The organism is Pseudomonas sp. SDO524_S393, assembly GCF_054071875.1.
On record NZ_JBSVVZ010000005.1, the window covers coordinates 13,353 to 35,061 of the forward strand.

15 protein-coding genes are annotated in these 21,709 nt (G+C 61.9%); 7 read left to right on the forward strand and 8 right to left on the reverse strand.

From position 1 onward, the window contains the following. Nucleotides 1-75 precede the first annotated feature (75 nt). Nucleotides 76-948 carry a pyridoxal kinase PdxY gene (gene pdxY / locus ACW9IB_RS03780; protein WP_457412441.1) on the forward strand — a complete coding sequence of 291 codons (873 nt, stop codon included), beginning with the start codon at nucleotides 76-78 and terminating at the stop codon, nucleotides 946-948. Between the two features lie 83 nt (nucleotides 949-1,031). On the opposite strand, the gene ACW9IB_RS03785 is transcribed toward pdxY, so the two are convergent. Further along, nucleotides 1,032-1,517 carry an acyl-CoA thioesterase gene (locus ACW9IB_RS03785; RefSeq protein WP_457365533.1) on the reverse strand — a complete coding sequence of 162 codons (486 nt, stop codon included), beginning with the start codon at nucleotides 1,515-1,517 and terminating at the stop codon, nucleotides 1,032-1,034. A 292-nt stretch (nucleotides 1,518-1,809) separates the two neighbouring features. On the opposite strand from ACW9IB_RS03785, the gene ACW9IB_RS03790 reads away from it, so the two are divergent. Further along, nucleotides 1,810-3,573, forward strand: a complete 1,764-nt coding sequence (locus ACW9IB_RS03790; RefSeq protein ID WP_457365534.1) for a cation:proton antiporter — start codon at nucleotides 1,810-1,812, stop codon at nucleotides 3,571-3,573. Nucleotides 3,574-3,687: 114 nt separating this feature from the next. Here the strand turns inward: ACW9IB_RS03790 and ACW9IB_RS03795 are convergent, their stop codons facing one another. The 3 genes from ACW9IB_RS03795 to uvrD all read right to left on the reverse strand — a co-directional run bounded on the left by ACW9IB_RS03795 (nucleotide 3,688) and on the right by uvrD (nucleotide 7,492). Continuing rightward, nucleotides 3,688-4,095, reverse strand: coding sequence for an SMI1/KNR4 family protein (locus ACW9IB_RS03795; RefSeq protein WP_457365535.1), 408 nt, complete (start codon nucleotides 4,093-4,095; stop codon nucleotides 3,688-3,690). A 136-nt stretch (nucleotides 4,096-4,231) separates the two neighbouring features. Next, entirely contained in the window at nucleotides 4,232-5,101 is an 870-nt protein-coding gene (locus tag ACW9IB_RS03800) for a Tim44 domain-containing protein (RefSeq protein ID WP_457365536.1), read from the reverse strand. Nucleotides 5,102-5,305: 204 nt separating this feature from the next. Further along, nucleotides 5,306-7,492, reverse strand: a complete 2,187-nt coding sequence (gene uvrD / locus ACW9IB_RS03805) for a DNA helicase II (protein ID WP_457365537.1) — start codon at nucleotides 7,490-7,492, stop codon at nucleotides 5,306-5,308. Between the two features lie 279 nt (nucleotides 7,493-7,771). Here uvrD and ACW9IB_RS03810 point away from each other — a divergent pair, with 279 nt between their 5' ends. The 3 genes from ACW9IB_RS03810 (at nucleotide 7,772) to ACW9IB_RS03820 (ending at nucleotide 12,094) form a co-directional block, all read left to right on the forward strand. After that, nucleotides 7,772-10,645, forward strand: coding sequence for an EAL domain-containing protein (locus tag ACW9IB_RS03810; protein WP_457412442.1), 2,874 nt, complete (start codon nucleotides 7,772-7,774; stop codon nucleotides 10,643-10,645). Between the two features lie 162 nt (nucleotides 10,646-10,807). Then, nucleotides 10,808-11,674, forward strand: a complete 867-nt coding sequence (gene hexR / locus ACW9IB_RS03815) for a transcriptional regulator HexR (RefSeq protein WP_457365539.1) — start codon at nucleotides 10,808-10,810, stop codon at nucleotides 11,672-11,674. A gap of 222 nt (nucleotides 11,675-11,896) precedes the next feature. After that, the gene (locus ACW9IB_RS03820) at nucleotides 11,897-12,094 is read left to right on the forward strand and encodes a PA3496 family putative envelope integrity protein (protein WP_457365540.1); all 198 of its coding nucleotides are present in this window, start codon (nucleotides 11,897-11,899) and stop codon (nucleotides 12,092-12,094) included. On the opposite strand, the gene ACW9IB_RS03825 is transcribed toward ACW9IB_RS03820, so the two are convergent. Next, on the reverse strand, nucleotides 12,024-12,998 hold the full coding sequence (locus tag ACW9IB_RS03825; RefSeq protein ID WP_457365541.1) for a LysR family transcriptional regulator: 975 nt from the start codon (nucleotides 12,996-12,998) through the stop codon (nucleotides 12,024-12,026). The two genes, ACW9IB_RS03820 and ACW9IB_RS03825, sit on opposite strands and share 71 nt — an antisense overlap. 196 nt (nucleotides 12,999-13,194) lie before the next feature. Between ACW9IB_RS03825 and ACW9IB_RS03830 the strand changes: the two genes are divergently transcribed. Next, on the forward strand, nucleotides 13,195-14,610 hold the full coding sequence (locus tag ACW9IB_RS03830) for an acetyl-CoA carboxylase biotin carboxylase subunit (RefSeq protein ID WP_457365542.1): 1,416 nt from the start codon (nucleotides 13,195-13,197) through the stop codon (nucleotides 14,608-14,610). Nucleotides 14,611-14,621: 11 nt separating this feature from the next. Further along, nucleotides 14,622-16,430 (forward strand): sodium-extruding oxaloacetate decarboxylase subunit alpha, encoded by a 1,809-nt coding sequence (oadA, locus tag ACW9IB_RS03835; RefSeq protein WP_457365543.1) that lies wholly within the window; start codon nucleotides 14,622-14,624, stop codon nucleotides 16,428-16,430. Nucleotides 16,431-16,525: 95 nt separating this feature from the next. Here oadA and ACW9IB_RS03840 read toward each other — a convergent pair whose 3' ends face one another. The 3 genes from ACW9IB_RS03840 to ACW9IB_RS03850 form a co-directional block, all read right to left on the reverse strand. Beyond that, nucleotides 16,526-17,815, reverse strand: coding sequence for an autotransporter outer membrane beta-barrel domain-containing protein (locus ACW9IB_RS03840; protein ID WP_457412443.1), 1,290 nt, complete (start codon nucleotides 17,813-17,815; stop codon nucleotides 16,526-16,528). A gap of 109 nt (nucleotides 17,816-17,924) precedes the next feature. After that, nucleotides 17,925-20,810: an autotransporter outer membrane beta-barrel domain-containing protein gene (locus ACW9IB_RS03845; protein WP_457412444.1), complete on the reverse strand. Its 2,886-nt coding sequence runs from the start codon at nucleotides 20,808-20,810 to the stop codon at nucleotides 17,925-17,927. Nucleotides 20,811-21,028: 218 nt separating this feature from the next. Further along, nucleotides 21,029-21,700, reverse strand: coding sequence for a GNAT family N-acetyltransferase (locus tag ACW9IB_RS03850; protein ID WP_457412445.1), 672 nt, complete (start codon nucleotides 21,698-21,700; stop codon nucleotides 21,029-21,031). Between the last annotated feature and the right edge of the window lie 9 nt (nucleotides 21,701-21,709).

Here is a 21,709-nt window from a genome sequence, read left to right on the forward strand (position 1 = left end):
CGGTCTGTCGTACAGGCTGCGTTTAGTCGCATACTGCGCGGCCAGAATTTCAATGGCTTTACGGAAATCTCCCGCATGAAACGCACACCTCATCTGCTTGCGATCCAGTCTCATGTGGTCTTCGGCCACGCCGGAAACAGCGCCGCCGTGTTCCCCATGCAACGGGTCGGGGTGAACGTCTGGCCGCTGAACACGGTGCAGTTTTCCAACCATACCCAGTATGGCCAGTGGGCCGGAGAAGTCCTCGCGCCGCAGCAGATTCCGGCGTTGGTTGAAGGCATTGCCGCGATAGGCGAATTGGGCAACTGCGACGCGGTGCTGTCCGGCTACCTGGGCAGTGCGCAGCAGGGCCGCGCGATTCTGGCCGGCGTGGCACGCATCAAGGCGATCAACCCCAAGGCGCTGTACCTGTGTGATCCGGTGATGGGGCATCCTGAAAAAGGCTGCATCGTGCCCCAGGACGTCAGCGACTTTTTGCTGGATGAGGCCGCGGCAGTGGCCGACTTCCTGTGCCCTAACCAACTGGAGCTGGACAGCTTCGCCGGACGCAAGCCGCAATCACTGTTCGACTGCCTGGCCATGGCCAAGGCGTTGCTGGCACGCGGGCCGAAAGCGGTGTTGGTGAAGCATCTGGATTACCCGGGCAAGCTGCCCGAGGGTTTCGAGATGCTGCTGGTGACGGCGGAGGGCAGCTGGCACCTGCGTCGGCCGCTGCTGGCGTTCCCTCGCCAGCCGGTGGGGGTGGGCGATTTGACGTCAGGTCTGTTTCTGGCAAGGGTGCTTTTGGGTGACAGCCTGCTGGCCGCGTTTGAATTTACCGCCGCAGCCGTGCATGAGGTGCTGCTGGAAACCCAGGCCTGCGCCAGTTACGAGCTGGAACTGGTGCGTGCCCAGGACCGTATCGCGCATCCGCGCGTACGGTTCGAAGCCACGCCAATCGGTCTGTAAGCACACACAAACCCATGTGGGAGCGGGCAAGTCGAAGCGTCGAACCGCCGCTCCCACATTTGCTCCGATTTACAGTTCGAAACTTACAGCGTGTCGGACTTGATTTCCTGGTAGCGCTTCTCCAGCTCCTGGCGAATCTGCCGGCGTTGCTGGGCCTGTACGAAGCGGCGTTTGTCTTCACTGTTCTGCGGTTGCAGGGGCGGCACGGCGGCGGGTTTGCGCTGGTCGTCCACGGCCACCATGGTAAAGAAGCAGCTGTTGGTATGGCGCACCGAGCGTTCGCGGATGTTCTCGGTCACCACCTTGATGCCCACCTCCATCGACGTGTTGCCGGTGTAGTTGACCGATGCAAGGAAGGTCACCAACTCGCCGACATGGATCGGCTCGCGAAAAATGACCTGGTCTACGGACAAGGTCACGACATAGCGACCGGCATAACGGCTCGCGCAGGCGTAGGCCACTTCATCGAGGTACTTGAGCAAGGTGCCGCCGTGTACGTTGCCTGAAAAATTGGCCATATCAGGGGTCATCAGTACCGTCATCGACAGCTGGGCGTTTCCGGGTTCCATAGCACACTCACGGGTTGTAGGCATTGGTTGGGGAGGCACCTCTGCGGGTGCTGGAATCTTTGCAGCGCCATCCCTAACGGGACGCCGGCAGGCGGCTTGTCGTCACGCCCGGACCGTTCTGTTTCCATATATTGCACCGGCTTTCTGTCGGAAGTCGCGGTGTTAACCTTCAAAGGCCCGTCTCAGGGTATTTCTTACGATCAAGGCCGACTTTTCCTTCCGTTAATTGCGATTATTCAACGGCGCGGGCGGAAGTGGGAAAAGCGCCAGTACCCTCAAGGAGCCCCTCGCCATGCACGCCATCAGCTTTATCCAGGACTTGGCCGTGATCATGCTGGTGGCAGGGGTGGTCACCATTCTGTTCCACCGCCTCAAGCAGCCGGTGGTGCTGGGTTACATCGTCGCCGGCTTTATCATCGGCCCGCATACGCCGCCCTTCGGCCTGATCCACGACGAAGACACCATCAAGACCCTCGCCGAGCTGGGGGTGATTTTCCTGATGTTCTGCCTGGGCCTGGAGTTCAGCCTGCGCAAATTGTTCAAGGTGGGCGCCACGGCGTTCATCGCAGCGTTCCTGGAAATCATCCTGATGATCTGGATCGGCTACGAGATCGGCCGCTGGTTCGACTGGAACACCATGGACTCGCTGTTCCTCGGCGCGATCCTGGCGATTTCCTCCACCACCATCATCGTCAAGGCGCTCAATGACCTGAAGATGAAGAACCAGCGCTTCGCCCAGTTGATCTTCGGCGTATTGATCGTCGAGGACATCCTCGGCATCGGGATCATCGCCTTGCTGTCGAGCATCGCGGTCAGCGGCACGGTCAGTTCCGGTGAGGTGTTCTCCACGGTCGGCAAGCTCTCGCTGTTCATGATCGTCGCGCTGGTCATTGGCATCCTGCTGGTGCCCCGTCTGCTGGCCTATGTGGCCAAGTTCGAAAGCAACGAGATGCTGTTGGTCACTGTACTGGGCCTGTGTTTCGGTTTCTGTCTGCTGGTGGTCAAGCTCGAATACAGCATGGTGCTGGGCGCGTTCCTGATCGGTGCGATCATGGCCGAGTCGCGCCAGTTGATTAAGATCGAACGCCTGATCGAGCCTGTTCGCGACATGTTCAGCGCGATCTTCTTTGTCGCCATCGGCTTGATGATCGACCCGCAGATCCTCGTGCAATACGCCTGGCCGATTGCGGTGATCACCGTGGCCGTGGTGTTGGGCAAGATGCTGTCCTGTGGCCTGGGGGCATTCATTGCCGGCAATGATGGCCGCACGTCGCTGCGGGTTGGGATGGGGCTGTCACAGATAGGCGAGTTTTCCTTCATTATCGCGGCGTTGGGGATGACGCTTCAGGTGACCAGCGACTTCCTGTACCCGGTGGCGGTGGCGGTTTCGGCGATCACCACGCTGCTTACGCCGTACCTGATTCGTGGTGCCGATCCGCTGTCGTTGAAGATTGCAGCGGTGATGCCCAAGCGCATGAGCCGAGTGTTCGGCCTGTATGGCGAATGGCTGCGTAGCATACAGCCCCAGGGCGAGGGCGCGATGCTGGCGTCGATGATCCGCAAGATCATCCTGCAAGTGGGCGTGAACCTGGCGCTGGTAGTGGCGATCTTCCTGGCCGGCAGCTTTTTCGCGGTGCGTATCGGTGAGTATCTGGAAGGCTGGATCAGCGATCCCAGCTGGCAGAAAGCGTTGATCTGGGGCGGGGCGTTGCTGGTGTCGTTGCCATTCCTGATTGCGGCGTACCGCAAGCTCAAAGCGCTGTCGATGTTGCTGGCGGAAATGAGCGTGAAACCGGAAATGGCCGGCCGACATACTCAGCGCGTACGAAGGGTGATCGCCGAGCTGATCCCGTTGTTGTCGCTGCTGGTGATTTTCCTGCTCCTGGCGGCCTTGTCGGCGAGTATTCTGCCGACCAACAAACTGCTGGTGCTGATCGCTATGGTGACTGCGGCGGTGGCGGCCGTACTCTGGCGGTGGTTCATCCGCGTGCATACGCGGATGCAGGTCGCCTTGCTGGAGACGCTGGATAACCATAAGGACACCCCAGAGCACTAAGGCGTTTTCACTGTAGTGAGCGAGCTTGCTCGCGCTGGGCTGCGAAGCAGCCCCTCAAACAACGAGCCCGCACCCTCAGGCATGGATCACAACATTGAGGCTCTGCCCCAGGGATCAGCTTTCCAGCCAAACATCCCGCGCCCAGTGCCACACCGATTCCCATGACTCTTCGGTGACGATTTCTTCTTCGGCGGACCACAGCACCACGGTGCCGTCCTCTTCCACGCAGTAATAGTCATCACCGTCCTGGCACAGCGGGATCAGTTCGCGAGGTACACCCAGGTCCCATGCCGTCGCAGCCACTTCCGGCAGGTAGGTATGGGAGCCTGGGTCGGTGACGGTCACCGGTTCGAGGCTGCCATAGACCACATCACTGACGGTCAGCAGAAATTCCTTGAAGACGAAGGGGATATTGATGAAGAGCTCTTCTTCAATTTCAACCAGTTGATCTTCGTCGGGCAACTCCAGAGGAACCGGGACCGGTTCGTTGGCTTCACGCAATTGTTCGATGATTTCTTCCACGGCCGGGATCCTCTTGCTAGATGGCGCGGTTTATAGGGGCGTTTTATACAGTAGCTCGCTATAAGTGCAACCGTGAAATAGAAAACCCCGGAACATGTCCGGGGTTTTGGTTACTGCTTGTTCACACGTGCGGGTTTCAGCCGTTCTGGCGGATACCGGCGACCAGCCAAGGCTGGTTTTCGCCTTGTGGGCGTTCCATGTTCCAGCTTTCGCTGAACACTTCGCCCTGGTCGAAACGCGAGGTCTTCGACACACCGCTGAAAGTCAGGGTGGCGATGGTCTTGTCGGCGCGATCATCCACACCGTCCAGCTGTACGCGCAGGTCGTCGATGTAGGTCGACTGGAAGCCGTCGCCCAGGTCAGCGCGTTCGCGCTTGAGGAACTCCAGCAATTGCGGAGTCACGAACTCGGCGATCTTGTCCATTTCGTTGGCGTCCCAGTGTTGCTGCAGGGACTGGAAGTGGCCGCGGGCCGCTTCGACGAAGCGCTCTTCATTGAACCAGGCCGGCGCGTTGATCACCGGACGGGCGGCAGGTGCAGCCGAACCGCCGAAGATCGAACCCATGGCAGGCTTTTGCTCGAACACTTCACGCTGCATCGGCGCGCCGGCTGGAGCCAGGTGCTCCTGCTGCTTGCGGCGACGGGCGGCGATGAAACGGAAGATCACGAAGGCGATGACCGCCATGATCAGGATGTCGAAGATTTGCATGCCCTGGAAGCCGCCGCCCATGAACATGGAAGCGAGCAGGCCACCGGCCGCGATACCGGCCAGAGGGCCCAACCAGCGCGAAGCACCGCCGGCCTTGGCAGCAGCGCCAGCGGCACCGGCCGCGCCAGCGGTTGCGGCTGCGCCGCCCATGCCACCGGCGGATGGCGCCATTTGGCTGGTCTGGTGAGTGGGTGCTGCGCCCGAACTTTTGCCGCCACCGAAGCGTTTGGCGTTGGCGTCGAGGCTCATCGTCAGGCCGATGCACAACGCCATGGCGATGCTAAGAAAACGTTTCATAAAGGGAATTCCCATTTGTGGATTGCACGCGCGCCATGTTGCACAGGTGCAGTGACAGTAGCTAGCGACATAATGTTTCGGGCTTTTGCGTAAGACCGATTCAGGATGGTCTGTAGGACTAATTACAGATATTGGCCCGCGTGCCTGAAATACAAGGGCAGCTCCAGTGATCGTTCCCTGGCTGCGCCCGGGAACGATCAACGATCAAACGGCTTCGAGCTTCGCGTAGCCCATCATCAGCCATTTGCTGCCTTCGGCGAAGTTCACCTGGACCCGCGCCTGGGCACCGGTGCCTTCGAAGTTGAGGATCACGCCCTCGCCGAAGATCGCATGCTTGACCTGCTGTCCCAGGCTGAAGGGCGTCTGCGGAATCTCGGAGCCCGCGAACAGGCTGCTGGAATTCTGCTGCTGGCCGCCGCCAAACGGACGGCTGACGCTGTTGGACAGGCGCACTTCCTGGATCAGCCCCTTCGGTACTTCACGCACGAAGCGCGACACCTTGTTGTAGGTCTCGCTGCCGTACAGGCGTCGGGTTTCGGCATAGGTCATCACCAGGTTCTGCATGGCGCGGGTGATGCCCACGTAGGCCAGGCGACGTTCTTCTTCAAGGCGGCCGGGCTCTTCCAGGCTCATCTTGTGGGGGAACAGACCTTCTTCCATGCCCACCAGGAACACATAGGGAAATTCCAGGCCCTTGGCGCTGTGCAAAGTCATCAGCTGGATGCTGTCTTCATGCTCATCGGCCTGGGTATCGCCGGCTTCCAGCGACGCATGCCCGAGGAATGCCGCGAGCGGGGTCAGCTCTTCGTCTTCTTCGGTGTTTTCGAAGGCGCGGGCGGCGCTTACCAGTTCCTCGAGGTTTTCTACCCGGGCCTGGCCTTTCTCGCCTTTTTCCGCTTCGTGATAGGCAATCAGCCCGGATTGTTCGATCACCGTCTGCGTCATCAAATGCAGCGGCATTTCTGCGCATTTGGCTGCCAGGTTCTCGATCAGCTCGACAAACGCCCCCAGCGCGCCGGCAGCACGGCCGGTGAGGCCCTTGTTGGCGATCAGCAGGCGCATGGCCTCCCACATCGACACATCGGCGTGGCGCGCGTGATCGCGGATGGCCTCGACGGTTTTTTCACCGATGCCGCGGGCCGGGATATTGATCACCCGCTCCAGCGCCGCATCGTTGCCGCGACCTTCCAGCAAGCGCAGGTAGGCCATGGCGTTCTTGATTTCGGCACGCTCGAAGAAGCGCTGTCCGCCGTAAATGCGATACGGGATGCGTTCGCGCAGCAGGGCCTCTTCCAGTACCCGCGACTGGGCGTTGGAGCGATACAAAATCGCGATATCGCTGCGCGCCAGGCCGGTTTTCAGCGCGCTTTCAATGGTTTCCACCACGTAGCGCGCTTCATCGTGCTCGTTGAACGCCGCATACAGGTTGATGGCTTCGCCTTCGCCGCCGTCGGTCCACAGTTCCTTGCCCAGGCGCCCGGCATTGTTGGCAATCAAGGCGTTGGCGGCCTTGAGAATCCCGGCGGTAGAGCGGTAATTCTGCTCCAGGCGGATGGTGACAGCGTCCGGGAAATCTTCGGAATACTGGTAGATGTTCTCGATTTTCGCGCCGCGCCAACCGTAGATCGACTGGTCATCGTCACCCACCACCATCAGGCTGTCGCCGCCCTTGGCCAGCAAGCGCAACCAGGCGTATTGCACGGCGTTGGTGTCCTGGAACTCGTCCACCAGGATGTGTCGGAAGCGCTTCTGATAATGGGCCAGCAGGCCCGGGTGGTCGCGCCACAGGTCGAGGGCGCGCAGCAGCAGCTCGGAGAAGTCGATCACCCCGGCGCGTGCGCAGGCCGCCTCATACGCCTCATAAATGCTGCGCATGGTAGCCAGGAACAAATCACCGCTGGCCTGGATGTGCTGCGGGCGCAGGCCTTCGTCTTTCTGGCCGTTGATGAACCACTGCGCCTGGCGGGCGGGCCAGCGTTGTTCATCGAGGCCCAGCTCGCGGATCACGCGTTTGACCAGGCGTTGCTGGTCGTCACTGTCCAGAATCTGGAACGTCTGGCTCAGGCCGGCTTCCTGCCAGTGGGCCCGCAACAAGCGGTGCGCCAGGCCGTGGAAGGTGCCCACCCACATGCCGGCCGGGTTGATGCCCATCAGCTGTTCGATGCGGTGGCGCATCTCGGCGGCGGCCTTGTTGGTAAAGGTTACCGACAGAACGGAATGCGGGGACGCGTTCTCGACCTGGATCAACCAGGCGATACGGTGCACCAGCACGCGGGTTTTACCGGAGCCGGCACCGGCCAGGACCAACTGACGGCCAACGGGGGCTGCTACGGCCTGGCGTTGGGCATCGTTGAGGGAGTTCAGCAGAAGGGAGAGGTCATCATTGCGCATCGGCGCATTCTATGGCCCCGGGAGAAGTGGGGCAAATCCCGATGCCGGGTGGTCGATGCAAAACATTCCCGGCGGTCCGAGGTCGACAAACAATCCTGCGTGGGTGATGACCGGTCGGTCAGGGGCCGCAGGCCGCGCAGTGTCTCACTCAGGCTGTCTGGCACCGTAGTTTGCGCTCGGTCATGGCAGGCTTTTTATGACGTTGGGCAGTTTGGCCTGCGCGTTCGCTTGTGTATGCTCCGTCGACGTTTCGGGCTCACCATTATAAGAACACTGCCTATGACCCACAGCTCCGACCTGTTCGGCCCCTCGACGGCGCCTGCGCAGGTCATCCGCAAACACTACGCCACCGAGATGGCGGTTGAACGTACACGCTTGCTGTATCAGGGCTCGCTGCTGCCCACCTTGCTGATGCTGATCAACGGCCTGGTTTGCGCCTGGCTGTTGTGGAACCCCCGGCAATATCTGCTGGACAGTGTCTGGCTGGTCTGGCTGCTCGCCCTCGTGGCCATGCGCGTGATCCAGGTGGCGGCGTTCGACTCGGCCATGCCCAGCCGTCAGGCGCAGCCGGTCTGGCGGCGCATGTTCATGCTGGGCTCGGCGGCCAGCGGCCTGACCCTGTCCGTTGCCGCCATCGCCCTGGTGCCGACGGACAGCTTCATGCAGCAGGCCTGGGTGTTCGGACTGATCGGCGCAGCGACGCTGTCGGCCAGCGTGGCCTATGCCGTCAGCCTGCCGGCGTTCCTGTCATTTACCTTGCCCTGCCTGGTGCCGGCCATCCTCTACCTGTTCTGGAGCGGCGAGCCGCAGCAGCGTGGCTGGGGCGTGCTCGGCCTGATCCTGCTGGCGTCCCTGAGCCTGGTGGCGTGGCAAGTCAACCGCCTGATCCAGCGCGGTTTGCTGCGCCGCTTCCAGAACCAGGCCTTGATCGAGCACCTGCAACTGGCGCAGCAGCGCAGCGAACAGCTGAATCAGGAACTGGTGCGTGAAGTCGAGCAACGCCGCCAGGTCGAGCAGGAGCTGCGCGACGCCCAAGCCGGCCTGCAGGATCGTGTGGCGCAACGCAGCCAGGAACTGGACGCCGCCAGCCTAGCACTGAACAAAAGCGAAGCACGCCTGGCCATGGCCTTGCAGGCCAGCGAGTTGGGGCTGTGGGACTGGAATCTGCAAACCGACGAGGTCCATCACACCCAACTCAAGGAGCTGTTCGGCCTGGAGCCCGAATACGTGACGGCGATGCTCAGCCACCTCAAGCCGCGTCTGCACCCCGAAGACCTGCCGCTGCTCAAGCGCGCGCTGGTGGAACACCTCAAGGGCCGCAGCGAGGACTATCAGGTGGAGTACCGCGTGCGCCACGGCGACGGGCATTGGGTATGGATCGAAGACCGTGGCCGCGCGGTAGAACGGGCGCCCGGCGGACGGGTCACGCGGATGCTCGGCACGCGCCGCGACATCAGCGCCGGCAAGGCCCTGGAAGAACAGCAGCGGCTGGCCTCGACGGTGTTCGAAGCTGCCAGCGAGGGCATCGTGATCCTTGATCCGGACTACGTGCTGATCGCGGTCAACCAGGCCTTCAGTCGCGTCACCGGCTTCGAGATCGACGACATGCTGGGGCGCAATGTCGTGGAGTTGCCTTGCAGTCGCGATGCACGGCGTCATTTCCCGGTGATCCGCCAGGCGTTGCTCAGCCACGGCACCTGGCAGGGTGAACTGGTGGAAACGCGCAAAAATGGCGAACTCTATCCGCAATGGCTGCAACTGAATGTGGTGCGTGATGTTCGAGGGAAAATTAGCCATATCGTCGGCTTTTTCGCCGATCTGTCGGCACGGCGCGAGTCCGAGGAGCGCATGCGCTACCTCACCCACTACGACGAACTGACTGGCCTGGCCAATCGCTCGCTGTTCCGCGAACGGCTGCGCGAAGCCCATCAACGCGTACGCCAGGGCGGTCGCAGCCTGGCATTGCTGCATATCAACCTCGATCGTTTCAAGCTGCTCAACGACAGTCTTGGCCATGAAGTGGCCGACCAGTTGCTGCAAAAAATGGCCCGTCGATTGATCAACGCGTTACCCGAAGCGGACACCATTGCGCGGCTGTCCGGCGACGAGTTCGCGGTGCTGTTCGATGCCTACGGCAACCTGTCGAGCCTGGCACGGGTGGCGACACGCTTGCTGGCCAAGCTGCACGTGCCGGTGGCGGTGGAGGGGCATGAGCTGGTAGTCAGTGCGTCGATGGGGGTCAGCCTGCTGCCGGATAACGCGCGGGAAATTTCTGCGTTGGTCAGCCAATCCAATATCGCCATGCAGCACGCCAAGCACTTGGGCGGCAATAACTTCCAGTTCTACACCGACAGCCTGCAAGCCAGCACCCTGGAGCGTTTACAGCTGGAGAACCACCTGCGTAAAGCCCTCGAAGAACGCCAACTCAGTGTGTTCTACCAACCCAAGCTGTGCCTGGCCACCGGCAAGCTCAATGCCGCTGAGGCGCTGATCCGCTGGGAGCACCCCCAGTGGGGCATGGTGCCGCCAGGCGACTTTATCGGGTTGGCCGAAGAAACCGGTCTGATCGTGCCGCTGGGCGAATTCGTGCTGCGCCAGGCCTGCTGGCAGGCGTGTGAATGGCAGCGTCAGGGGCTGGCGCCCATTCGTGTGTCGGTAAACCTCTCGGTGCATCAGTTGCGCCAAGGCAAGCTGGTCAGCCTGGTGCGTCAGGTGCTGGAAGAAACCGGCCTGGACCCACAATATCTGGAGCTTGAGCTGACCGAAAGCCAGTTGCTCGACAGCGTCGAACACATCATCACCACTTTCCAGCAACTGCGGGAATTGGGCGTGAAACTGGCGATCGATGATTTCGGCACGGGCTACTCGTCCCTCAGCTACCTCAAACGCATTCCCGTGGATTACGTGAAGGTCGACCAGACCTTCATCCGCGGCCTGGGCCAGGGCCGTGAAGACGCCGCGATCACCCGGGCAATCATCGCCATGGCGCACGGGTTGGCACTCAAGGTGGTAGCCGAAGGCGTGGAGGACCAGCAGCAACTGGATTTCCTGCGAGCAGAGCGCTGCGATGAGGTTCAGGGCTACCTGATCAGCCGGCCGATGCCGCCCGAAGGGCTGGCGCAATTGTTACGGAAAAATGCAGATTTTCCTTAGAGACACCCGCGCCGCCCGTGTGGCTACAAACTGGCTGCCCTTTGATTCAGTGGCGGGCAGCGCGATTTAGTGATGCATTGGACGGGCAAAACGGCAATTCTTGTAGTATAACTACAAGCTTGCTACATCCCTGGCACCTGCCAATAACAAGAGTCCTGCCCTTTGAACCTGTTGCAACATATCGCCCAGTCGCGCCACCTGTTACGCAAATCGGAACTCAAGGTTGCCGATCACGTGCTGCTTGACCCTGCGGCTGTGATGCACAGTTCCATGGCCGACCTGGCCCACAGCGTCGGGATCAGCGAGCCGACCATCGTGCGCTTCTGCCGCGCCATCGGCTGCTCCGGGTTCCAGGACTTGAAACTCAAGCTGGCCCAGAGCCTCGCCGCCGGCGCGAGCTTCGGGCAGTTTGCGATTCATGAAGACGACTCCGTCGCCGACTACAGCCTGAAAATTTTCGATACCACCCTGCACACCCTCATGGAAGTGCGCGAGAAACTCGACCCGGTGGAACTGCAAAAGGCCGTGACGGCCATGTCCCAGGCCCAGCGCGTCGAATTCTACGGTTTCGGCGCTTCCGGCGCGGTGGCCGCCGATGCCCAGCACAAGTTCTTCCGCCTGCTGCTGACCGCAGCGGCCTATAGCGATCCGCACATGCAGGCGATGTCGGCGGTGACCCTGAAACCGACAGACGTGGCGATCTGCATTTCCCAGTCCGGGCGTTCCAAAGACCTGCTGATCACCGCCAACCTGGTGCGTGAAAGCGGCGCTTCGTTGATCACCCTGTGCCCAAGCCAGACCCCTCTGGCGGAGTTGTCGACGGTCAACCTGGCAATCGACGTGCATGAAGACACCGAGATCTATACGCCGCTGACCTCGCGTATCGCCCATCTGGTAGTGATCGATGTGCTGGCCATGGGCGTGGCCATGGCGCGCGGGCCGAGCCTCGTCAACCACCTCAAGAGCGTCAAGCGCAGCCTGCGCAGCCTTCGCTTGTCGCCCAAGGCCGTCAAGGCCCTCGACGACTGATCCAAGGCCATACTCGGTCAAAATGTGGGAGCTGGCTTGCCTGCGAAAGCGGTCTGTCAGTTGCCACTGCAGTGACTGATCCGCCGCTATCGCAGGCAAGCCAGCTCCCACACGGGATTTGCGCCAACCCCGGAATATTCATCGTCCTGTCATCCCCGCGCCGCCAAACCGTAACCCCCCAAAGCCATCCTGAACTCCCGTACTCGCATTGGGAGACTCCAAATGGCCCGGCACTACGAAGACAGCAACAGCTCCGTCAAAACCCGTCGTCAGCAGGAAGACCAGCGCCGCATGGCGTTCCGTCGCGCAATCGAAGACCGTTGCGAGGAGCGCCAGTTGCTCCAGAGCATCACCGACTACCCGGAACTCCATTGGCAGGCACCCTTGGCTGCCCAGCGAAACGCTCAGCCAGCGCGCTGATCTGCACCCGTTCGCTGCGAATAAAGCCCAGGAACGCATGGGCCACCGGTGACAGGCGTTTGGCCTTGGCCTGCACCAGGCACCAACTGCGGTACAGAGGCAGCTCTTCCACCGGCAGCTCCTTGAGCCCGCCGGTGGCCAGTTCCATGTTGACCGCGTGGCGGGTCAGCAGGGCCACGCCCAGTCCCGCACATACACATTCACGCTGCGCCTCGGCCGAGGCCACTTCCACCGTCTGGGTGAAGTGCACGCGTTTCTCCTTGAAGTATTCCTCGCACGCCAACCGCGTACCGGAACCGGGCTCGCGCAGCAGCAGCGTGTAAGGCTCCAGGTCCTGCAGGCGCAGTGGGCCTTGCAGGCTCAGCGGGTGGTCGGGCGGCGCCACGGCGACGATTGGGTTGTTGAGAAACGGCAGGAATTCCAGGCCCATGTCCTGGGGCACCATGGACATGATCACCATATCGTCTCGGTTGTCCGACAGCCGACGGATCACCTGGGCGCGATTGACCACCGTCAGGTGCAGTTGCACTTCCGGATGTTGGCGCTTGAACGCGGCGAACAGGTGCGGCACGAAATATTTGGCGCTGGATTCTACGGCGAGTTTCAACTGGCCTTGCAACGAACCCTGCATGTCAGAGAGCTGCATATCGAGGTTTTCCAGGCGCCCGAAAATATCCCGGCTGGCCCGTTGCAAAGCCTCGGCCGCCTCGGTCATGTAGAGCTTTTTGCCTACGTAATCGAATAGCGGCTGGCCAATCAGCTCTTCCAGCTGGCGAATTTGTAGGCTAACCGCCGGTTGTGTGAGAGACATTTCCTCGGCTGCACGGCTATATGAGCGCAAATCGCACACTTCGTTGAAAATCTGCAGTTGACGCAATGTCATACGCATCAATGACTTACGCATTTCTATAACCCTATCGAGCCAAGCCGTTCGGCGAACTATAAGTCTTTACTTATGCATGACCCAATAATTATTGATTTTTGTTAATCCCTTGCGCGGCTTAGTGTGTGTCTCGCGACTGTCATGAAACATTTAGTCACGCGCCGACCCGGCTCCATCGGGTCGAAAAACGCAGCAATCGGCTCAAGGGAATTTCCAAGTGATAAAAAAGATCCTGATCGCCAACCGTGGTGAAATTGCCGTACGAATCGTGCGTGCCTGCGCCGAGATGGGCATTCGCTCGGTCGCGGTCTTTTCCGATGCCGACCGCCACGCGTTGCACGTCAAACGTGCCGACGAAGCCCACAGCATTGGCGCCGAGCCGCTGGCGGGTTACCTCAACCCGCGCAAGCTGGTGAACCTGGCCGTGGAAACCGGTTGCGACGCCTTGCACCCGGGCTATGGTTTCCTGTCGGAAAACGCCGAACTGGCAGACATCTGCGCCGAACGTGGGATCAAGTTCATTGGCCCGTCCGCTGAAGTGATTCGCCGCATGGGCGACAAGACCGAAGCGCGCCGCAGCATGATCAAGGCCGGTGTGCCGGTCACGCCCGGCACCGAAGGCAATGTCTCCGGCATCGAAGAAGCGCTGAGCGAGGGCGACCGCATCGGTTACCCGGTGATGCTCAAGGCCACCTCCGGTGGCGGCGGTCGCGGTATTCGTCGTTGCAACAGTCGCGAAGAACTCGAACAAGCTTTCCCCCGTGTCATTTCCGAAGCCACCAAGGCATTCGGTTCGGCGGAAGTGTTCCTGGAAAAGTGCATCGTCAATCCCAAGCACATCGAGGCGCAGATCCTCGGTGACAGCTTCGGCAATGTGGTGCACTTGTTCGAGCGTGACTGCTCGATCCAGCGTCGTAACCAGAAGCTCATCGAAATTGCCCCCAGCCCGCAGCTGACTCCCGAACAGCGCGCCTACATCGGCGACCTGTCGGTACGCGCGGCCAAGGCCGTGGGTTACGAGAACGCCGGTACCGTGGAGTTCCTGCTCGCCGAGGGCGAGGTGTACTTCATGGAGATGAACACCCGGGTGCAGGTGGAACACACCATCACCGAGGAAATCACCGGCATCGACATCGTGCGTGAACAGATCCGCATTGCGTCGGGCCTGCCGCTGTCGGTCAAGCAGGAAGACATCCAGCACCGTGGTTTCGCGTTGCAGTTCCGCATCAACGCCGAAGACCCGAAGAACAACTTCCTGCCCAGCTTCGGCAAGATCACCCGCTACTACGCACCCGGCGGCCCCGGCGTGCGCACCGACACGGCGATCTACACCGGCTACACCATCCCGCCGTTCTACGACTCCATGTGCCTGAAACTGGTGGTGTGGGCGTTGACCTGGGAAGAAGCCATGGACCGCGGCCTGCGTGCCCTGGACGACATGCGCCTGCAAGGTGTGAAGACCACTGCGGCCTACTACCAGGAAATCCTGCGCAACCCGGAATTCCGCAGCGGCCAATTCAATACCAGCTTTGTGGAAAGCCATCCTGAGCTGACCAACTACTCGATCAAGCGCAAACCCGAAGAGCTGGCCCTGGCCATCGCCGCCGCCATCGCCGCCCACGCAGGCCTGTGAGGACTATAAGAATGAGCAAGAAGATTTTTGTCACCGACACCATCCTGCGCGACGCTCACCAATCGCTGCTGGCCACCCGCATGCGCACCGACGACATGCTGCCGATCTGCGACAAGCTCGACAAAGTCGGCTACTGGTCGCTGGAAGTCTGGGGCGGCGCGACCTTCGACGCCTGCGTACGCTTTTTGAAAGAAGATCCGTGGGAGCGCTTGCGCAAACTGCGTGCCGCGTTGCCCAACACCCGCCTGCAAATGTTGCTGCGTGGTCAGAACCTGCTGGGCTATCGCCATTACAGCGATGATGTGGTCAAGGCGTTCGTGGCCAAGGCGGCCGTGAATGGCATCGACGTGTTCCGCATCTTCGACGCCATGAACGATGTGCGTAACCTGCGTGTGGCCATCGAAGCCGTGAAAGCCGCCGGCAAGCATGCCCAGGGCACCATCGCCTACACCACCAGCCCGGTGCACACCATCGAAGCGTTCGTGGCCCAGGCCAAGCAAATGGAAGCCATGGGCTGCGACTCGGTCGCGATCAAGGATATGGCCGGTTTGCTGACCCCGTTCGCCACTGGCGAGCTGGTCAAGGCGCTGAAAGCCGAGCAGAGCCTGCCGGTGTTCATTCACTCCCACGACACCGCCGGCCTGGCTGCGATGTGCCAGCTCAAGGCTGTGGAAAACGGTGCCGACCATATCGACACGGCCATCTCCAGCTTCGCCTGGGGCACCAGCCATCCGGGCACCGAGTCGATGGTTGCAGCGCTCAAAGGCAGCGAATTCGATACCGGTCTGGACCTGGAGTTGTTGCAGGAAATCGGCCTGTACTTCTACGCGGTGCGCAAGAAATACCACCAGTTCGAAAGCGAGTTCACCGCCGTCGACACCCGTGTGCAGGTCAACCAGGTGCCGGGCGGGATGATTTCCAACCTGGCCAACCAGCTCAAGGAACAGGGCGCGCTGAACCGCATGGGCGAAGTGCTGGCCGAAATCCCGCGGGTGCGTGAAGACCTGGGCTTCCCGCCACTGGTCACCCCGACCTCGCAGATCGTCGGTACCCAGGCGTTCTTCAACGTGCTGGCCGGCGAGCGCTACAAGACCATCACCAACGAAGTGAAGCTGTACCTGCAAGGCGGCTACGGCAAGGCGCCGGGCACCGTGAACGAGAAACTGCGTCGCCAGGCCATCGGCAGCGAAGAGGTGATCGACGTACGCCCAGCCGACTTGCTCAAGCCGGAAATGACCAAGCTGCGCGGCGAGATCGGCGCCTTGGCCAAGTCTGAAGAAGACGTGCTGACCTACGCCATGTTCCCGGACATCGGGCGCAAGTTCCTCGAAGAGCGTGACGCCGGCACCCTGGCACCGGAAGTGCTGCTGCCGATTCCTGAAGCCGGCGGCGTGGCCCGTGCCGGTGGCGAAGGCGTACCGACCGAGTTCGTCATTGACGTGCACGGCGAAAGCTACCGCGTGGATATCACCGGTGTGGGCGTCAAGGCCGAAGGCAAGCGTCACTTCTATCTGTCCATCGACGGCATGCCGGAAGAAGTGGTGTTCGAACCGCTCAACGAGTTTGTCAGCGGCGGCAGCAGCAACCGCAAGCACGCCACCGCACCGGGCCATGTCAGCACGGCGATGCCGGGCAACATCGTCGATGTACTGGTCAAGGAAGGCGACGTGGTCAAGGCCGGCCAGGCGGTGTTGATCACCGAAGCCATGAAGATGGAAACCGAAGTGCAGGCTGCCATTGCCGGCAAGGTCACCGCTGTTCACGTGGTCAAGGGCGACCGAGTGAACCCGGGTGAAATCCTGATTGAAATCGAAGGCTGATCCAGCCTTCGACACTACCGCTTAATCCTCGGGGGGGCAGGTGCCCCCTTTTTTTTCGCCTGTGATTTATGGATCCGGTCAGTTGAAGCGCCGGGTCAGAACGCCATCCGCCATTGCCCGCTCACGCCCTGGCCGCTGCTGTGGGTACCGACGCTGCCGGTATAGGCCAGGCCCACGCTGTGTTGGCGCGAGAGCGCCAGGTCGAGCCCGGCCTGCAGGTTGAGGCTGTTGCGGTCCAGGGACACGCCCTGGACGGTGAAGTCGTCGATCTGTCCGGCGCCGTACCGGAAAGATTGGCGGACCTGGCTGTCCACATCGCCGTACAGGTGCTTCCAGCCCGTGCTCAGGTAGGGTGTGAGGCTCATGTGGTTGTCGAACCGGAACTGGTTGGCCACACGCAAGCCCAGGGTGCTGCTCAGGTTCTGCTGGGTTTGGGCGCGAACGTCCAGCGCCGCCGGCCCGCCGTTCTCCCGGTAGGCGTCACGCTGATAGCGCTGGTAGCCCACGCCGACAAAGGGTTCGAGGCTGAAATCACCACCGCCCAGCTGATAGCCCGCTTCGCTGAAGACAGTCTGGCTGTTGGCGTCGTAGCGACCGTTGAGCGACTCCTTGTGGTCCAGGATCTCGACCGTGCGCTTGTTCTCTCCGGCATGGCTGCTGTAGATCGCCCCGAGGCGCAGGGCCAGCGGGCCGTCCTGGCGTACGGCATATGCGCCCAGGTGCCAGCTGTCCAGCGCGGCGTCAAAGCGTCGTGCACCCAGCTTGCTGCTGGATTTTGCCCCCAGCACGCCGACGCGCCAGGCGGAGTCCAGCGCCCAGTCGGCCCCCAGTAACAGGCCCTGGGTATCCAGGTTCAAGCCTGCGGTACCGGGTTGGCTGTCGAGCCCGCCTTCATGGCTCAGGCCCTTGAGCCAGAAGTGCCCGTCGTCGTCGGTCGGCAGATCGCGCAGCACCGCCATGACCTGGTTGCTCAGATGCTGGGTGGTGTTGTGGGTAGCGGCCGCGAGGTTGGCATTCTGGCTGCCGGCCAGTTGTTCCAGGGCGGCTCCGTAAGCACCCGGTTGTTGCTTGAGCGCATCGTCGATTTTTTCCAGCGCTTTGATCTGTTCGGAGGTCAGCCTACCGGACTCCAGCAAGCGGGTCAGCGCCGGTTCGAGCACCTGGGCGACCTGCAAACCGTTGTAGCTCGTGGCTTGTCGAGTGAGGTAGCCGTCCAGCGGGCTGGCTTCAATGAGGGGCGCGGAGCGCCACTCATCGGCAGGCGCCTCATAATCGAGGCCCCAATAAGGCAGGTACGAGATATCGCCTCGTGCCTGTGCGTATTGAATGCTCACGGCTAATGCAAAGCCTATGACGGGTATGAGTTTGCGGGGCGTAATGGGCATGAATTCCCAACCTCTTGTGGATGAGGCCGGGAATTTAGCGAGGTGCCAGGGGGATAACTGTCAGGTCATCGGCCCCTGACTTGCAGGAGTTGTCGTTAGTTGGGCGCGATTAAAAACTCATCTGCCATTGCCCTATCAAGGCATGGTTGCGGCTGTTGCTGCCGATCTCGCCACTGTAGCCCAGGCCCAGGGTATGGCGGGCCGAGACGCCCACATCCAGGCCGGCTTCCAGCAGCAGGCTGTCGCGGTCAAGGGCGCTGCCTTCGACGTTGAACGCGCTGCCGCCCGCCAGGAAAGCCTGGCGGGTGCTGCTGTCGACATCGCCATAGGTGTGCTTCCAGCCCGCGCTCACCCGAGGGGTGAGGCTGATGCCATTGTCCAACTGGCTCAGGTGCGCCAGGCGCAGGCCCAGGGTGCTGTTGATGTTGTCCTGGGTCTGGCCGTCGACATGCAGCGCGGCAGCGCCGCCTTTTTCGTTGTAACTGTCACGCTGGTAGCGCTGGTAACCGAGATTGACGAACGGCTCGGCGCTCAAGCGACCGCTGCCCATGGCGTAACCGAGTTCGGCGAAAGCCTGTTGGCTGTTGGCGTTGTAGTCGCCCTTGGGGCGGTCGCTGAAGCCGTTGAAAGCCACCGTCCGTTTGCTGTCGCCCTGGTGCCCGCTGTAGGCGGCGCCGAGCCGCAAGGCCAGCGGCCCGCTTTGACGCAAGGCGTAGACGCCGGCATGCCAGCTGTCGACGCTGCCGTCGACGCCGGTGGTGTCCAGGTCGGTTTTCGAATAGCCACCCAGCACGCCGAGGCGCCACTCGCCATCCAGCGCCCAGTCTGCACCGAGCACACTGCCTTTGGTGCGTTGGGTCAGGCCGCTGTTGCCGTGGTCGCCGTCGAGCTTGCCGTAGCTGCCGATACCTTGCAGCCACAGACGGCCACGGGCGTTCGGGTCATTGAGGTTGCGCGCTTCGGCGGGTACGCCGGTGGCGGCCAGTACGGGGGTGTCGCGGCTGTCGAGCCCCACCATCAGGCCGGCACCGCCGCCCAATTGATGCATGGCTGCGAGCATGCTGCTGCCTACTTGGGCGCTGGCACCGAGGGTGGCGTTAGTGAGGTTGGCGGTGCTGCTGCCGGCCAGTTGCTCGATGGCGGCACCGGCTGTGGCGTTCGTGGTGCTGACCAGCGCGTTGTAAAGCGCCGTGTCTTTGCCCAGGCTGGCCAGGCCATTGGCCGCGCTGCTGGCGTTGCCGCTGCTGGCGAAGTGGTTGAAGTTCACGTCGTTGCGCGTGTAGTTCAGGTCGACCTGGGTTGCGCTGTAGGTCAGGGTCGGCGTCACAAAGGCGTAGTCGCTGGTGACCGTGCCGAACCGGCCATTGATGCTGCCCGCTTGCAGCAGGGTGTAGTGGCCCTGCCCGGGAACGCCGCCGCTGATCGCCAGGGTCGAGCCGTTGCCCAGGGTCAGGTCGCGGGTGATGGTGGCGGGGCCCTGGTCGAGGTTGGCTTGCAATGTTCCGTTGACCACCAGACTGCCCACGCTGCCGTTGCCGGCGTACACGCCGCCGCTGTCAACGGTCACGGTGCCGGCAATGCCGCCCTGGTTGATCAGTTTTGCGCCGCTGAAAATCTCACCGCCGTCGCTGAAGTCGCCGCTGCCGGTGAGGGTCCAGGTGCCTTGTTTCACGTCCAGCCATTCGAAGTTACGGCTGTCGCCAAAACTGCCGCCGGCCGCGTCATCCATGGTGAGCCGGTCATTCCCGGCGCCGCCGTCCACCACGCCGACAAAGCGGCTGCCCGCCAGCAACAACAGCTTGTCGTCACCGCCGCCCAGGTCAAGGGCCAGACCGTTGCTGCCACTGATGGTGCCGCCGTTGATCACGGTGTCGGCGAAGTTACCCACGAACTTTACGCCAAACCCGCTCAGGCCCTGGATCACTCCGTGGTTTTCCAGGGTGGTGGCGGCAAGCCCCGGGCCATCGCTGCCGTCGTCCACCAGGATCGCGTTGTTGGCGCCGCTGACCAAGGCGCCCTTGGCGTTGTACACCGTGCCGCCGCCCAGGGCGATGCCTTCGCTGCCGTTGGCGAAACCGTTTTTGTCGACGCCACCGGCGCCGACGCCCTGGATGATTCCGTAGTTTTCGATATGTGCGATCTTGTCGATGTCCACGCCGTCGCCATCGCCGTCCGGTTGCAGGCCGGAGAAGGCGCCGGTGATGGTGCCGTGGTTGATCACCGTGCCGTCGCCGTCGGAACCGAAGCCCGAGCCGTTGCGGCCAATCACGGTACCGTAGTTGGTCAGCGCGGCGCCAAGGTCAGTGGTGATGCCGTGGCGACCGCCGGAAATCAGCCCGTAGTTGGTCACCGTCACGCCGGTGGCGGAGTCGATATCGACACCGTCGAACTTGTCGTCGCGGGAGAAGGTGTTGCCGGTGGAGATTTCGCCATAGTTGGTGATGGTGGCATTGGCGCCGGTCTTCATGCCGTCGCTGGCATCGCCGCGAATCAGGCCGCCTGCGCGGTTGATGATGGTCGTGGTCACGTTGTTGCTGCGGATCGCATCCAGGTCCAGCCCTTGCCCGGTGGCGGAGCGGATGGTGCCGCTGTTGTCGATCAACAGGCTGCCGCTGGCGAAGTTGCTGTTGATGCGCAACGCATCGTTGGCGCCCTGGATCAAGCCGCCGGCCAGGTTGTAGATGCTGTAGTTACGCGCGCCGGTGAGCGTGCCGGAGCTGTCGATGCCACGTCCGCCGCTGGACACCAGCTTGCCCGCGTTGGTGATCACCACGCCGCTGCCGCTGGTACCGTCCTTCAATGTCACAGCCACGCCCGAGGTGGTAATGCTGCCCGGCGCCGAGGTGGTCAATGAATCGTTACTGCCCAGGGTTTGCCCGGTGGTGGTCGGTGTATCTATCTGCAGCCGTTTGGGCGGCGCGGGGTCTGCTTCAACGAAGCCGCTGGCGGCCAATAACGTGATGGCAAGCGCGAGACGCTGGGGCGACGGGGGCATGGCGGACGGCCTTGTTATGGGAAACGAGGCGACCTGTATAGCGAAGGGTGTTTACAGGAATATGTCGGAGAGGTGACAGATGAAGATCCATGTGGGAGCGGGCTTGCTCGCGAATACGGAGTGACAGATACACATAAGGCGACTGACATTCCGCATTCGCGAGCAAGTCGAAGCGTCGAACCGCCGCTCCCACATTTGGTTTGTGTCGTTGGTGAAATTCAGCCCCGGCACTCTGCCAGGGTTTTCAGTTGGCCTGAGCCGTTCTGATTCTCCTCCGACAACCACTCCTCGAACCCCGCCCCAACCTTCGGCCATTCCGAGTCGATAATCGAATACCACGCCGTATCGCGGTTCTGGCCCTTGACCACCATATGCTGGCGGAACACGCCCTCGAAGCTGAAGCCCAGGCGTTCGGCCGCATATTTGGAGCGGGCGTTGCCGTTGTTGCACTTCCATTCCAGGCGGCGGTAGCCCTGTTCGAAAGCGTGTTTGGCCAGCAGATACACGGCCTCGGTGCTTTTTGGCGAGCGTTGCATCGGCGCGCCGAAAGTGACGTGGCCGATCTCGATGCGACCCTGGGCCGGGACGATGGACATCAGGCTGAGGATGCCCTGCACCTGGCCGGTCGTGCGGTCGATCACGCTGAAGAAATACGGGTCGCTGTGCTGGGCATGGTTGTTCAGCCAGTCATTGAAGGCACTGCGCTCGGGAAACGGCCCGTAAGGCAAGTAGTCCCACAGCTTGGGGTCGGCGCCGGGGCCTTGCAGGGCCTGGAACAGGTCGTCGCCGTGGCGGGCAGGGTCGAGTTTTTCCAGGCGGATGAAGCGCCCTTCGAGCAGTTGGACGGTGGGCGCCGGGACGCCTTTCCAGTCGGCGAGGGAGGTGGACATGCTGTGCTC

Coding starts and splice junctions, on each gene's coding strand:
- pdxY (WP_457412441.1), top strand. CDS start 76: ATGAAACGCACACCTCATCTGCTTGCGATCCAGTCTCATGTGGTCTTC.
- ACW9IB_RS03785 (WP_457365533.1), bottom strand. CDS start 1,517: ATGGAACCCGGAAACGCCCAGCTGTCGATGACGGTACTGATGACCCCT.
- ACW9IB_RS03790 (WP_457365534.1), top strand. CDS start 1,810: ATGCACGCCATCAGCTTTATCCAGGACTTGGCCGTGATCATGCTGGTG.
- ACW9IB_RS03800 (WP_457365536.1), bottom strand. CDS start 5,101: ATGAAACGTTTTCTTAGCATCGCCATGGCGTTGTGCATCGGCCTGACG.
- uvrD (WP_457365537.1), bottom strand. CDS start 7,492: ATGCGCAATGATGACCTCTCCCTTCTGCTGAACTCCCTCAACGATGCC.
- ACW9IB_RS03810 (WP_457412442.1), top strand. CDS start 7,772: ATGACCCACAGCTCCGACCTGTTCGGCCCCTCGACGGCGCCTGCGCAG.
- ACW9IB_RS03820 (WP_457365540.1), top strand. CDS start 11,897: ATGGCCCGGCACTACGAAGACAGCAACAGCTCCGTCAAAACCCGTCGT.
- ACW9IB_RS03825 (WP_457365541.1), bottom strand. CDS start 12,998: ATGCGTAAGTCATTGATGCGTATGACATTGCGTCAACTGCAGATTTTC.
- oadA (WP_457365543.1), top strand. CDS start 14,622: ATGAGCAAGAAGATTTTTGTCACCGACACCATCCTGCGCGACGCTCAC.
- ACW9IB_RS03840 (WP_457412443.1), bottom strand. CDS start 17,815: ATGCCCATTACGCCCCGCAAACTCATACCCGTCATAGGCTTTGCATTA.
- ACW9IB_RS03845 (WP_457412444.1), bottom strand. CDS start 20,810: ATGCCCCCGTCGCCCCAGCGTCTCGCGCTTGCCATCACGTTATTGGCC.
- ACW9IB_RS03850 (WP_457412445.1), bottom strand. CDS start 21,700: ATGTCCACCTCCCTCGCCGACTGGAAAGGCGTCCCGGCGCCCACCGTC.